The sequence below is a fragment of the Cylindrospermum sp. FACHB-282 genome, from assembly GCF_014697195.1.
GTDB lineage: Bacteria > Cyanobacteriota > Cyanobacteriia > Cyanobacteriales > Nostocaceae > Cylindrospermum.
In genome coordinates, this window is the sequence record NZ_JACJRJ010000046.1 from 37,721 (window position 1) to 50,975 (window position 13,255).

A 13,255-nucleotide genomic window follows, 5' to 3' on the forward strand; every position below is an offset into this window, starting at 1 on the left:
ATAAAATAGCGATCGCATGGGGGTCAACACCTTGGTTATGCTAGAGGTCGAGGGTGTCGAAAATTGGTTTGATGAAGTCTCCAAATTCTCCATCAGCAAATACCTCTTCATTGTTGTCAGGTTTGCGGAGGGGGTCAGGGTTCTCTTTGGTGGGGAGTTGCATATAAACGTACTCACACCTCACCCCATCAAATTTAGTATCACTGGTAATCCCCCAATCTTTTATATATGCCCCTGTCAGGGTAGCACCTGTAAAATCCGTGCTGTTGAGTTGTGCCTTTACTAACTTTACTCCAGATAAATCAGCATCTTGTAAATTAGCTTCACTGAGGTCAGCACCAACAAAACTGGCGTCTGCTAGGTTAGCTTTTTTAAAATTGACACCTCGCAGGTCTTGACGGTCAAAGTTTTTACCTTGTCCCTGACCTGTAATTAACACTTGGCGTACTTGTGAGTTCTGAAGATAGCTAACACCAGGGCGAACAAGGTCAAGTTCTTGAGTTTTGTGGAAACAGGTACGAGTCAGATTAGCTTTTCTAAAATCTGTGTTTTTTAATAAAGTCCCCATAAAATTAACATCCGTTAGAGTTGCGTCGCGAAAGCTTGTACCACCAAAAGCTGCAAAAGCAACAGCGATATTCCGAACCAAAGAATATTTTTCATCTCCTCTCATCGCTTTCCAAGCAATGTAGACGCTCAGTACTGCTAAGGCTAAGGCTACGGCTACGGCTCCAGTGAAGGCTCCGGCTTCGGCTCCGGGTCCGGCTAAGGCTAAGAGTAAGGCTCCGGCTCCGGTGAAGATTCCGAAGAAGGCTAAGGCTAAGACTACGGCTAAGGCTCCGGCTCCGCTGAAGACTCCGAAGAAGGCTCCGGCTACGGCTACGGCTCCGGCTACGGCTACGGCTACGGCTACGGCTACGGCTACGGCTCCAGCTAAGGCTACGGCTAAGACTCCGGCTAAGACTCCGGCTCCGGCGAAGACTCCGGCTACGGCTACGGCTACGGCTACGGCTACGGCTCCGGCTGAATTTAATCCTTGGCGAAGGATACTTATAGAAGTAACAATTACTATTATTAAAATAGTCCAGCCTATAACCACGTCCTGGACTGAAATATTAAAAAATATAAGATATATTATCAATACTCCAACGAAGGGTGATAAAAATCCTGAAACTCCAGATATCAAGAAGGAAGTACAGAGTAAAAAAGTAGCCCAACGCTTTTGTAGTCCCGCTGTGGCATGGCTAAAGTCTGCACCTGTTAGATTAGCTTGAGTAAAATCTGCACCTCTAATATCTGCATAAGTAAAGTTTGCACCTTCTAGGTTTTGACCTTTGAAAGAACGCCCTCTGAGTTTTTGATTAGAGAAGTCATGGTTCATAGAGAGAATTTGTATTTACTGGGTTAAGTTTTCTTTTATGTTAATGTTTTGATTGCTATAGCAATCCTATTTGATTTGTGAACATAAAGTGAGTCAGATACCCGACTTCTTAGAGAAGTCGGGTATCTTTGTGTTCACAAATGATTTAGGACTGCTATATTGCTTCTGTTGGTAGATTTCCTAGCTTGTATTGGGTGGTGCATACGGCGAGTGAGGTAGGTGGTTGCACCATTGCATTTTTGAACTTCCAAGTGTGACATTTCCCTTAAGAATGCCGTCATCTAAGCTACCCAGTCTTTGCATAACAACTCCGCTTGTTCCAAAACTGTTGCCGTTGCTTTCTCCTGTTTATCGGGTGGATAGCCATATTTTTTGAGTAATCGTTTAATTGTCACACGTAATTTAGCCCGGACATTTTCCTTCACCGTCCAATCAATGGTTAAATTAGAACGGATGGCTTTTACCAAATCACGAGCGATCGCTTTCAGGGTGTCATCTCCCAGGCTGATAACGGCGCTGTCATTCACCTCCAGGGCATCATAAAAAGCAGTTTCATCTTCAGTTAGTCCTAAGTTTTCACCCCGTTTCTGTGCCTCCCTCATGGCTTTGACTAGTTCAATGAATTCGTTGATGACTTGGGCGGTTTCAATAGCACGATTTTGGTATCTTTTGATGGTGTTTTCTAACATTTCTCGAAAAGAACGAGATTGAATCAAATTTTTGCGAGAACTGGCTTTGATTTGGTCATTGATTAATTTTTGTAAGGCTTCTAATGCCACGTTCCGGTAGGGTAAACCCCGCACTTCTTCGAGAAATTCATCGGAGAGGACAGCGATATTTGGTTTGTTCAGTCCAGCGGAGGCAAAGATGTCTATTACTTGGTCACTAGCGATCGCTTTCGAGACAATTTGACGCACTGCTGCATCAACATCTTCTGGACTTTTGCCGTTAATTGTGGTATGTTTCACCATTGATGCTTTGATAGCTTGAAAAAATCCCACTTCATCCCGAATAGCGATCGCCTCATCGGTACTGCTAACTAAGGCAAAAGCCTGGGATAATTCAGTTACAGCCTTGATATAGCGTTGTTTACCGTCCTCCAGCCCTAAGATATGATTCAGGGCAGCGGGAATCATTGATACTCGTTCTGTGGGCTTACCTGTAAAGAACTTCTGGTAGTTGAAGCCGTGATACATCCCTTGCACCACTTCATATTTTTCTTGCAACACAGCTAAAGCAAGTTCTGTGGGAATGCCTGTTTCCCCTCTATCGCTTTCGGTGTAGTCTTTGAGTGCCTCCTTGAGTTGTTCAGCAATGCCCAGGTAGTCAACCACCAACCCCCCTGGCTTGTCTTTAAAGACGCGATTTACCCTAGCGATCGCTTGCATCAAATTGTGTCCCTGCATCGGTTTATCTACATACAGAGTGTGCAGACTTGGGGCATCAAAGCCGGTTAACCACATATCCCGGACTATGACTAATTTAAAAGAATCATCAGCTTTTTTGAAGCGTTTAGCTAAATCTTTGCGGCGTTTTTTACTGCGGATGTGGGGTTGCATTTTTGCTTCATCAGCTGCGGAACCAGTCATCACCACCTTGAGAAACCCTTGGCTATCGTCCTCACTGTGCCATTCTGGTTTAAGTTGAATGATGGCATTATACAAGTCTGCACAAATCCTGCGACTCATACAAACAATCATCCCCTTACCATCTCTGAGTTCCGGTGCTGCGGTGCGATTCTCGAAATGTGCGACGATATCTTTAGCAATTTGAGCAATGCGTTTTTCTGCACCCACCAAAGCTTCTAATCTTGCCCATCTGCTTTTGAGCTTTTCCTTGCTGGTGAGTTCTTCGTCTTCAGTGATTTCCTCAAATTCCAGGTCAATTTTCGGACGCTCTGTTGGTTCCAAATCTAGTTTAGCCAGTCGTCCCTCATAATAAATTTTGACCGTGGCTTCATCTTCCACAGCCCGTTGAATATCGTAAATATCGATATAATTACCAAACAGGGCAGCAGTATTTTTATCAGTTTGGGTAATGGGTGTACCAGTGAACCCCACAAAAGAGGCATTAGGGAGGGCTTCTCTTAAATATTTAGCGTAACCGTATTTAATATAAGCCTCATCATCTTTTTGAACGACTTTGGCTTTTAAACCGTATTGGCTTCTGTGTGCCTCATCGGCTATTAAAACAATATTGCGTCTGGGGGAAAGTTCCGGATATTCGTTACCTGTCTCAGGGGCAAATTTTTGGATGGTGGTAAAAACAATTCCCCCCGCTGCAACTTGGAGTAATGCTGTTAAACTTTCCCTATTTTCTGCTTGAACAGGGGTTTGGCGTAATAAATCAGCGCAGGATGAGAAGGTATTAAATAATTGGTCGTCAAGGTCGTTTCTATCGGTGAGGATAACCAGGGTGGGGTTTCTCATGTCTGGTTCTTGAATGAGTTTCCCTGCATAGAAGGCCATAGTTAGGCTTTTACCGCTGCCTTGAGTATGCCAAACTACGCCAACTTTTTGATCACCATTTAAACGGGTGGCTTTGATGGTAGCAGTAATGGCTTTATTAACAGCGTGGTATTGGTGATAGCCGGCGATTTTTTTAATAATCGTGTCTTGGTCAACTTCAAAAACGATAAAGTATTGGAGAATATCTAATATAGTAGTTTTATTAAAGATGCCTTTGATAATAGTTTCTAGTTCTGATTGTCCTTTAGGAAAGATATTTTCACCATCAACTGAACGCCAAGGCATAAACCGTTCCCAATCTGCGGTTAAGGTTCCGACTCTGGCATTAACAACATCGGAGATGACGAGAATTTCGTTATAGGGGAATAAACAGGGGATATCTTTTTTATAAGTTTGCAGTTGATTAAATGCACCTTTGATGGTGGCGTATTCTTTAGCAGCGTTTTTGAGTTCAATTACAGCGATGGGTAAACCATTAATAAAGATGATGACATCAGGGCGGCGATTATTTTTATTTTCAATGACGGTAAATTGATTAACTGCTAACCAATCGTTGTTATCAATTTCATTAAAATCAATTAACCAAAGTTTTTTATAATGAGTTTGTCCGTTTTGTTGGTATTCAACATCTACCCCTTCTGTGAGGTATTGATGAAAGCGGCGGTTATTTTCTTCTAAGACGGGGGTTTCGGTGCGGGTAATTTTTTTAATTGCGTCTTGGATTGTGTCAAAGGGAATCTGGGGGTTAATAATTTCTAAGGCGGTTTGCAAGCGATTAATAAGGACAACATCGTTATACTCTTGGCGTTCGCTGTGGGGTATGTCGGGGGCGATTTCAGCACCATTAAGGGGGGTGTATCCGAGTTCTTCTAGCCAGTCTAGGGTGGCTTGTTCGACTGTGGATTCTGCGAAATTCTGCATATTTTAAATTTTATTCTAGCGGTTAAAGTTTTTAATTTTTTGGGAAGCATTGAGAATTTCAATTCCTATAACATTACCTTCTGTGTCATAATCAAGAGTCACACCAGGACTTACAGAATCACTTTCTTTGATTTCTGCATGACTCCAACGAATTTTTAATTCATCAATATCAGCGTTATATTGGGCATTTGTATAATTATTAGATTCAAGGTTTTGTTCAGCATCTATTTTTTGGGATAAACTAGCTACTGTTTCATTTTCAAATTGTTTATCTTTAAATTCTAAATAATTACCTTTTCCTAGATTATAGGCTGCCACAAATCGGAGAAATTTAGTAGGTTCTAAATGATTCATTAATATCATTAATACTTCTTGAAGCATTTGTTGGTCATTAGGAACTTTAATTTTCATTTTCCACCTCTAGAATAAAATCAATCGGGTTAACTGTTTTTACTATAGCTAAAGTTTGACAACGATTGATTAATCGTTTATCACAAGTAATAAAATAATCACATTTACTCATTTCTGCACAAGCAACGTGAAGAGCATCTAAGGCTTTAATTCCATCCATTTCTAGTTTTTCTGCTCGTTCTTGTACTGTTGTGGTTTTAGGTTGTGTTAGAGTAGCCATTTTTAAATATCGGTTCATACTATATTGTTGTAATATTTGACTATTACGGCTATTTTCATATTCTAAAATAGGAGAACTGACTAATTCAATGTCTTTATCTTCAACCATTTGTAAAATTATCAACACTGCTTGTGTTTCTAAAAAGACTTTGGCTTGCGTTTGGTCATCAAAGGGGCGATTGTAGACGCTAGTGTCAAGATATACTCTCATTATAATTTATCCTCAATTATCCTCCCTGCTTCTTTAATGCATATTTTTCCTGTTTTCAATTTAGGTAATAGGATATCTCCGATAGTGGCAAGTATATTAGACTCTAGCTCATCTTCAGGAATTCTATGATCTATAACTTGAATCTGTGCATCAAAAATTTTAACGATTAAGTCTCTTAAGGCATTTATTAATGAGGTTCATTAGTGAAGTAATTACGCTACTTTCTCTATAGTTTTTTCTGCTTCATTAACCCGGATTTGTCCTGATATCAATTTTGGTAATAGACTATCTCGAATAGCGGTAAGTGTACGAGATTCTTGCCCATTATGAGAAATTCTATTATCTAGAACTTGAATTTGTGCGTCAAAAAATTTAATAATTAAATCTGTAGGAATAATTAATTTCACTTCCTGTAAGTCTTTCCTAGTTACAGATGCAAATATTGTGCCAGTACCTATAGAATCTTCTTCTTTAAAGGTATGAGCTAAATGATACAACAGGAATGATTGATAGTCTTGATTATGCCTAATTGCTGCAAGACCACGACCTATAATAAGCTGTTTATCAGCAATATTAATTCGACCAACAGGAGCGCGAACACTAAAGAGAATATCTCCTTTATTTGCGATTCTCTCGCAGACAGTACAGAAATTTTTGTGAGTAGGAAAACGTGCTCCAAAGTTAGTAACTCCTTGATGAAATGGTAATCCATCACCAGTTGTATTGTAAAATTCTGACTTTGGTGATTGTCCCATTACTAACTTGCATTCAGTTTCAATCGTTCCAACCCTCCACCCCTTCGGAATTAAACCCAAAGACGACTCCTCAAACTCATCAGGGAATAAATCCGCCGTTGCTGCATCCATACCTGCGGGTTGTCTCCCTTCCATCTTGGCGCGTACAGGGTCAAAATTTACAAACCACGACTTAAACATTGCCCTAGCCATTGCTTCTAGGGTTTCGTTCATCTGTTGGTTCAGTTCGATTTTGTCATCCAGAGAGGAGAGGATTTGTGCGATCGCTTTTTGTTCGTTGAGGGGGGGAACAATTAAATAAATTTTACGTAACTCACTCTGTTTAATACCTAGAACAGTTGTTCCTGTAGCTCTAGCATGAAGTTGATTTTGAACAAATGCTGACTGCATTAAAAATTTTAAATAATTATTATCTAAAAGTTTTGAATCACCACGAAGCGTTATTAATCGTTGAGCAAGTGCAACTTTTGCATTATCTAATTGTGCAACCTCTCCAAGTGGTGCTTCAGTAGTCATAACAATATCACCCAGTTTAGGAATACCGCGACGCATCCAAGAATCATAGTCTTTAACTGCAATATATTCTTCTATGTCATTAATTCGCCCACCTTTTACAATTTTTGCTGTAATTAAGGGAATTCCAAAGGAGGTTTTTTGGGGTGTTTTGCCGCGATAATCAATTATGGCCTCCATACAACTTTCTAACGCTATTTGTTGCCAACTATGAGGAAAATTATTATTCATATCCCAACCCCCGTAAATTTGCTCTAATCTCCCTCTCCAACTGTGCCGACTTCCTAAACTGCTCCTCTAACTTCTGCGTTAACCGTTCCATCTTTTCCTCAAACGGCTCATCATCCTCCTCCACCTCCTCAGCCCCCACATACCGCCCCGGTGTTAACACATAACCATGTCCCTGAATTTCTGCAAAACTTGCACCTTTACAAAAACCAGGAACATCTATATATTTTTCCTTCCCAGTTCCCCGCCAATTATGATAAGTTTCGGCAATTCTTTTTATCTCCTCCTCCGTCAAATCCCGATGAACCCTATCAATTAAAACCCCCAACTTGCGCCCATCAATAAATAAAGTTTCCCCTCGGCGCTTGCGGAACTTACCCCCTGATTTATTCCGAGTCAAAAACCATAAACAAGCGGGAATTTGCGTGTTATAAAATAACTGCCCTGGTAACGCCACCATGCAATCAACTAAATCAGCATCAATTAAAGCCTTTCTAATCTCCCCTTCACCAGATTGATTAGAACTCATGGAACCATTAGCCAATACAAACCCCGCATAACCATGAGGTGCTAAATGGCTGATGATATGTTGAATCCAAGCATAATTGGCATTACCTGCCGAGGTTGTGCCGTAAGTCCAACGCCCATCTTCTCGTAATCCTTCCCCTCCCCAATCGCTCATATTAAAAGGGGGATTCGCCAGAATATAATCTGCTTTTAAATCTTTATGTAAATCATTGCGAAAACTATCAGCATTTTTTGCCCCCAAATTGCCATCAATACCCCTAATGGCTAAATTGATTTTGCACAATTTCCAAGTCGTGGGGTTAGACTCTTGGCCATAAATAGAAATATCCCCAATCTTGCCTTCATGTGCTTTTATAAACTTCTCCGACTGCACAAACATTCCGCCAGAACCACAGCAGGGGTCATAAACTCGCCCTTTGTAGGGTTCCAACATTTCAACTAACACCTTCACCACCGCCGGAGGAGTGTAAAACTGTCCCCCCTTCTTCCCCTCTGCATTGGCAAATTGTCCTAAAAAATACTCATAAACTCTTCCGAGAACATCATTTTTGCGACTTTCCGCATCTCCTAACCCAATAGTCCCAATTAGGTCTATCAACTCCCCCAGCAACCGTTTATCTAAAGCAGGTTTACCATATTCTTTCGGTAATACCCCTTTCAAAGAAGCGTTTTCTTTCTCAATTGCATCCATCCCCTCATCAATTAACTGCCCAATTAGTGGGTTTTTGGCGTTACTCTGGAAATGCAACCACCGCGCAACTTTGGGAACATAAAAGATATTCTCAGCGCTGTATTCGTCCCTGTCTTCAGGTTCTGCGTATTCGTCCTGGGACAATTTCTCGTAGAGTTCGTTAAAAGCGTCTGATATGTATTTAAGAAATATCAACCCCAAAACCACGTGTTTATATTCAGCAGCATCTAAGTGACCCCGCAACTTATCGGCAGTTTGCCATAATTTCTCTTCAAACCCCAACTTGCTACCATTACCGTTTGCCTTAGAACTGAGCGAAGCCGAAGTTTTAGTCTCTTTTGTTGCCACTTAGTTACTCCACTTTTACCAACGGTTAGCAGTTCGCAAACATACCCGCCACAAACAAATTTACCTCCGATTAATTGAGGTATTTCTGTTGCAAATTCTGTCTCTGTTTACCCAAGCCCGGCAGCTTATTTTTTTACCCTTCGGCTTCGCTCAGGGTAAATCTTCTCCATAGCCAGGGGTGACGGCCAAAAATGTCAATTTCCGGCTATTTGACCACCAAAAGTTTGATTGTCATCTGCCTCAAGGCTTAATTTAATAAGTGTTATATAACACAAAACAATAGTGGTAATTATGAGTAATGAACACAAATAAGTTATGAAACTTTACTTAGGCTTTCAGTAAATACACTCCAGTAAATACCGCAAAATTATAATTTTTAGATAAACTAATTAGTGTTTTTTAATAATAAAAATAACCCATAGATAGCAAAAAATTGACCTTTGCTTATTAAGCTGTTTAATCTTTTTCCAGAGAAAAACATTTAACGGCTGAAAGAGAGGTCACGACTTGCTATTGCTAGAGTTCTCTGTATACTTATCACAGCTAAATTAAATCTTTATGCAAATCCCTGAAAAAAGATGTTAGTAGTTTTTTTTGTACTACTAAAAATTAGACATTGCCACAATTTCAGTACTTCCGCAACTGGAACATTAGTAGGGTGCGTCAAATATCAACAATCTGTTGATAGTTACCGGATTATCGAGTCTGACGCACCCTACAGGTAAATTGAAAATCTTAATCTCTGGGTTAGGGAACGCACCCTACAGGTAAATTGACAATCTTAATTCGTGCGTTAGGGAACGCACCCTACAGATAAATTGAAAATCTGGCGTTGCTGAATTACAATATGAAATTGCGAAATTCAACCTTTTTAAGCTTGATTATTTGCGCCTTTGCGCCTTTGCGTGACACATATTTATATTTTTAATCAGCAACGCCGAAAATCTTAATCTGTGCGTTAGGGAACGCACCCTACGGGTAGAATGCTTACCCTGACGCATTAACGCCAATATACAAATCACTAACCACGGGATATTTGACATAGTGCCATTAATGTACATTCCCAAACGAGGCGCGGTTGGGCATAAGTAAGTAAGTATTTACGAGCTTTGTCTAGTTCGTTAATTATGGTGGATTGATGGGTTTGTTGCCAGTAAGATTGCTGGAGATAATCGATTAACCAGAGTTGTGCTTCTGTGTCTAAATCTTTATCAATTTTTTTGGCTAATTCTAAGGCGCTGCGGTAGGATGTGGGTGCTTTGGTTAATTGTTGAAGTAATTCAGGGGAAATGGTTTGTAATTGTTGGTAAGATGCGATCGCACTCCCCGGACTACCAGCCGCTAAATTTAACACCGCTGGATGCTGCAAAATCTCCTGATTTCCGCTTTGTGTAAGTACCTGGGCCACAGAAGCCACATCTAAGCGATAAAAAGGAATCCGTTGACAGCGAGAAACCAAAGTTGGTAACACAGACTCAGGGTTCGGTGCTATTAAAATCAAAGTCGCCTGTCCCGGTTCTTCTAAAGTCTTCAGCAAGGCATTTGCTGCTGCTTCCGCCATTGTTTCCGCTTGTTCTAATACCACCACATTTCGCGGCGCTTCCAAAGGGGGACGTCCTAGAAACTCGGTAATTTGCCGAATTTGTTCTAAACGAATTACAGGGGGTGCTTTGCGCTTAACCCCTTTTTCTGCTGCTTCTGCTGCTGTTAGTCGATTTCCTTGATATTGATATGTTGGTTGCACCCATAATAAAGAGGGGTGGTTTCCTTGACGCACACGGTTGCGTAGAGTGTTAAAGTCGCGCTGCTGGTCAAAAAATAGCAATTCTATAAAGCATCGTGCTGCTAAACTCCTCCCCACACCATCAGGCCCAACAAACATATAGGCTGGGGCCACCCGGTTTTGCCTCACAGCCTGCGTCAGTAATTCTACGGCTTGTTTTTGTCCAACAAGGGGAGCAAATGTGTCAACACTCATGAGTCAATTATAGGTTGACCCATGATGTTAACCTATCTCACAGAAGATAGAAGGCGATCGCCTAAAATTTCCTTAATCATCTGTTGCACTTGATCTTGACTCAAACTGCCATCTACCCGAAAAATCCGCCCTGGATGGGATGCCGCTAACTCTGCATATCCTTGCTGAACCCGCTGATGAAAGGCAATTGTCTCTTGTTCAATTCTGTCTAGTGCGACTTCACCACCACGTTTGCGGGCCAGTCCCACCTCTACATCTACATCTAGCCAGATGGTTAGATCACTTGTCTTACCGCCAGTGGCAATATAATTAAGCTGGTTAATTATCTCCATACTCAAGCCCCGGCCATAACCTTGGTAGGCAATGGTAGAGTCAGTATAGCGATCGCACAAAATATATTTCCCATCTGCCAAATTCGGCTTGAGTTCTTGTTCAACGTGTTGCGCTCTATCAGCAGCATACAATAACAATTCTGTCATCTCTGCAATCGGTTTGTCCTCTGATTTTTCTAGCAATAAACGCCGCAGATGCAATCCCAACTCTGTCCCCCCTGGTTCACGAGTTACAACCACACAGACGCCCAAACTTTGCAACCACTGACAACAAAGCTGCATTTGAGTAGTTTTACCGCAGCCTTCCACCCCTTCAAATACAATTAATTTGCCACCCATACTTGTTTAATAAAGTTTCAATAGATTTTTTCACTAACGCTTCATTAGGCTATCAGCTAACAAACACTCTTTGATGAAAGTTGCTGTTCAGAAAGTTGCTGCCATGGGAACTCTAATAAAATGAGCTTACAATATCCCAGCATTGCCAATTATGTCCCATCCCGCTCATGTTTCTCTTAGCCAGCCTTCTTACCCACGCCTGACTAGAAGCCTGAGTGCTGTTGAAAGTTGGGGCTTTGGTCTGACAGCTCATATTTCCTGGACAGCTTTAGTGCCAGCAATTCATGCGGCTCTCGGTTCACAAGCTATTTTCGTCTGGATACCTGCTGTAGGTGTTAGAAGTTGTAGTACTGCTTGTAGGTGGATTTGCCTGGGGTTGGGAAAACTTGATCATTGGGCTGCTATTTCCCATTGGCATGATAGGAATTGATCAGGTAATCCGCCGTCTAGCTTTTCCTCCGTTCCATCTCAGTTGGTGGATGCGACGATATCGTTCGCGCTCTTTGGTAATTATTAAAGACCCAGTTATGATTCAGGTGAGTATCCTGATTTTTTTGCTGTGCAGTGCAGTTGGGGTGGGCTGGTTATTTGGTGTCAAGCTTAACAAAGCGGCAAATGCGGGGGGTGAGAATTTAGTTGTGGTGCTGCTGATGATAGTAGCATTTGTGGGAGTAGCGATCGCCTGCTGGACAAGTTTACCCCAAGTAGTAGCACTAACAGAAGCAAGAGAAGCAGCTGAACACCTGTTTAACGTTGCCCAAGATGGCATTTTAGTCGTAGATGACCAAGGCATCATTCGCCAAGCAAATCCAGCAACCGAATCTTTCTTTGGTGTCAACCCATTGGCGTTATTAGAAAATCACCTACAACAATGGCTTCCCCAATTAGTCAACTATCCAGAACATTGGGCCAAGCGAAGCGAACACACCCTACTCGACAAATTTGATAAAATCAGAACCCTGGAAGTTTCCATCTCCGACCGCAAAGACCAAGATTTTCAAGAATACGTCGTCATTGTTCACGACATCACCCAACGCAAACAAGCAGAGGAAATCTTGCGACAGTCTGAAGCTCAATTGCGCCAAGAAGCCCAGCAACTAGCTACCCAACTGGTGCAAAGCGAAAAAATGTCTAGCCTGGGGCAATTGGTAGCAGGTGTGGCCCATGAAATTAATAACCCAGTCAACTTTATCTATGGCAACCTTACCCCGACAACTGAATACATCCAAGGTTTAATCCAACTATTGCATCTTTACCAGCAGCACTATCCCCAGCCAACCCCAGAAATTCAAACCCAGACAGAAGCCATCGACTTAAATTTTCTGATCGCCGACTTGCCCAAATCTCTCACTTCGATGAAAATTGGCGCCGAAAGAATTAAAGAAATTGTCCTATCTCTGCGTAACTTTTCCCGCTTGGATGAGGCAGAAATCAAAGCCGTGGATATCCATGATGGTATTGATAGCACCTTGATGATTTTGGCAAGTCGTCTCAAATCCAATCCCAATAATCAAGAAATCAAGGTAATTAAAGAGTACGGCAACTTACCCCTAGTAGAATGCTACGCCGGACAACTCAATCAGGTGTTGATGAATATTCTGGCCAATGCCATTGATGCTTTAGAAGAATTCTTTGTCAGTACACAACTGAGCACTAATAAACCGCAGATTCATATTTCAACAGAACTTACTGCCGACAGTCAAGTAATTATTCGCATTGCTGATAATGGTTCTGGGATGACAGAAACTGTGCAACAGCAATTATTTAACCCCTTTTTCACTACTAAACCAGTGGGTAAAGGTACGGGGTTGGGCTTATCTATAGGACTAATATTTGATTTTTGAAAAAGCTCCGTACATCTGAAGGGTGGGAAAATCAAAGGTAGTGTGTCGGATAAACCATTCAAACATCCATTTTAAATGAGAGAATGTT

The 13,255-nt window shown here is 41.5% G+C and carries 8 protein-coding genes and 1 pseudogene; 1 reads left to right on the forward strand and 8 read right to left on the reverse strand.

Annotation, left to right across the window (positions count from 1 at the left end; all coding sequences use genetic code 11):
• Window positions 1-40: 40 nt before the first annotated feature.
• From H6G32_RS20755 to tmk, 8 genes are all read right to left on the reverse strand, one after another.
• Window positions 41-1,381, reverse strand: a complete 1,341-nt coding sequence (locus H6G32_RS20755; RefSeq protein ID WP_190461681.1) for a pentapeptide repeat-containing protein — start codon at window positions 1,379-1,381, stop codon at window positions 41-43.
• Between the two features lie 281 nt (window positions 1,382-1,662).
• The gene (locus H6G32_RS20760; RefSeq protein WP_190461683.1) at window positions 1,663-4,770 is read right to left on the reverse strand and encodes a type I restriction endonuclease subunit R; all 3,108 of its coding nucleotides are present in this window, start codon (window positions 4,768-4,770) and stop codon (window positions 1,663-1,665) included.
• A 15-nt stretch (window positions 4,771-4,785) separates the two neighbouring features.
• Complete coding sequence (locus tag H6G32_RS26480; RefSeq protein WP_199328190.1) at window positions 4,786-5,181, reverse strand: DUF2283 domain-containing protein; 396 nt, start codon at window positions 5,179-5,181, stop codon at window positions 4,786-4,788.
• A complete protein-coding gene (locus H6G32_RS20775; protein WP_199328191.1) occupies window positions 5,171-5,611 on the reverse strand; it encodes a type II toxin-antitoxin system VapC family toxin in 441 nt (146 codons plus the stop codon). Before H6G32_RS20775 ends, H6G32_RS26480 begins: the two co-directional genes overlap by 11 nt.
• Window positions 5,612-5,823: 212 nt before the next feature.
• Window positions 5,824-7,110, reverse strand: coding sequence for a restriction endonuclease subunit S (locus H6G32_RS20780; protein ID WP_190461684.1), 1,287 nt, complete (start codon window positions 7,108-7,110; stop codon window positions 5,824-5,826).
• Window positions 7,103-8,674, reverse strand: a complete 1,572-nt coding sequence (locus H6G32_RS20785) for a class I SAM-dependent DNA methyltransferase (RefSeq protein ID WP_190461686.1) — start codon at window positions 8,672-8,674, stop codon at window positions 7,103-7,105. The genes H6G32_RS20780 and H6G32_RS20785 overlap by 8 nt, the downstream gene beginning before the upstream one ends.
• Before the next feature lie 1,021 nt (window positions 8,675-9,695).
• Window positions 9,696-10,652: a DNA polymerase III subunit delta' gene (locus H6G32_RS20790; RefSeq protein WP_190461687.1), complete on the reverse strand. Its 957-nt coding sequence runs from the start codon at window positions 10,650-10,652 to the stop codon at window positions 9,696-9,698.
• 32 nt (window positions 10,653-10,684) lie between these two features.
• Window positions 10,685-11,323 carry a dTMP kinase gene (gene tmk, locus H6G32_RS20795; RefSeq protein ID WP_190461689.1) on the reverse strand — a complete coding sequence of 213 codons (639 nt, stop codon included), beginning with the start codon at window positions 11,321-11,323 and terminating at the stop codon, window positions 10,685-10,687.
• 332 nt (window positions 11,324-11,655) lie between these two features.
• On the opposite strand from tmk, the pseudogene H6G32_RS20800 reads away from it, so the two are divergent.
• Window positions 11,656-13,146: pseudogene (locus H6G32_RS20800) on the forward strand (sensor histidine kinase); the annotation flags it as partial.
• Window positions 13,147-13,255 lie beyond the last annotated feature (109 nt).

Coding starts and splice junctions, on each gene's coding strand:
- H6G32_RS20755 (WP_190461681.1), bottom strand. CDS start 1,381: ATGAACCATGACTTCTCTAATCAAAAACTCAGAGGGCGTTCTTTCAAA.
- H6G32_RS20760 (WP_190461683.1), bottom strand. CDS start 4,770: ATGCAGAATTTCGCAGAATCCACAGTCGAACAAGCCACCCTAGACTGG.
- H6G32_RS26480 (WP_199328190.1), bottom strand. CDS start 5,181: ATGAAAATTAAAGTTCCTAATGACCAACAAATGCTTCAAGAAGTATTA.
- H6G32_RS20775 (WP_199328191.1), bottom strand. CDS start 5,611: ATGAGAGTATATCTTGACACTAGCGTCTACAATCGCCCCTTTGATGAC.
- H6G32_RS20780 (WP_190461684.1), bottom strand. CDS start 7,110: ATGAATAATAATTTTCCTCATAGTTGGCAACAAATAGCGTTAGAAAGT.
- H6G32_RS20790 (WP_190461687.1), bottom strand. CDS start 10,652: ATGAGTGTTGACACATTTGCTCCCCTTGTTGGACAAAAACAAGCCGTA.
- tmk (WP_190461689.1), bottom strand. CDS start 11,323: ATGGGTGGCAAATTAATTGTATTTGAAGGGGTGGAAGGCTGCGGTAAA.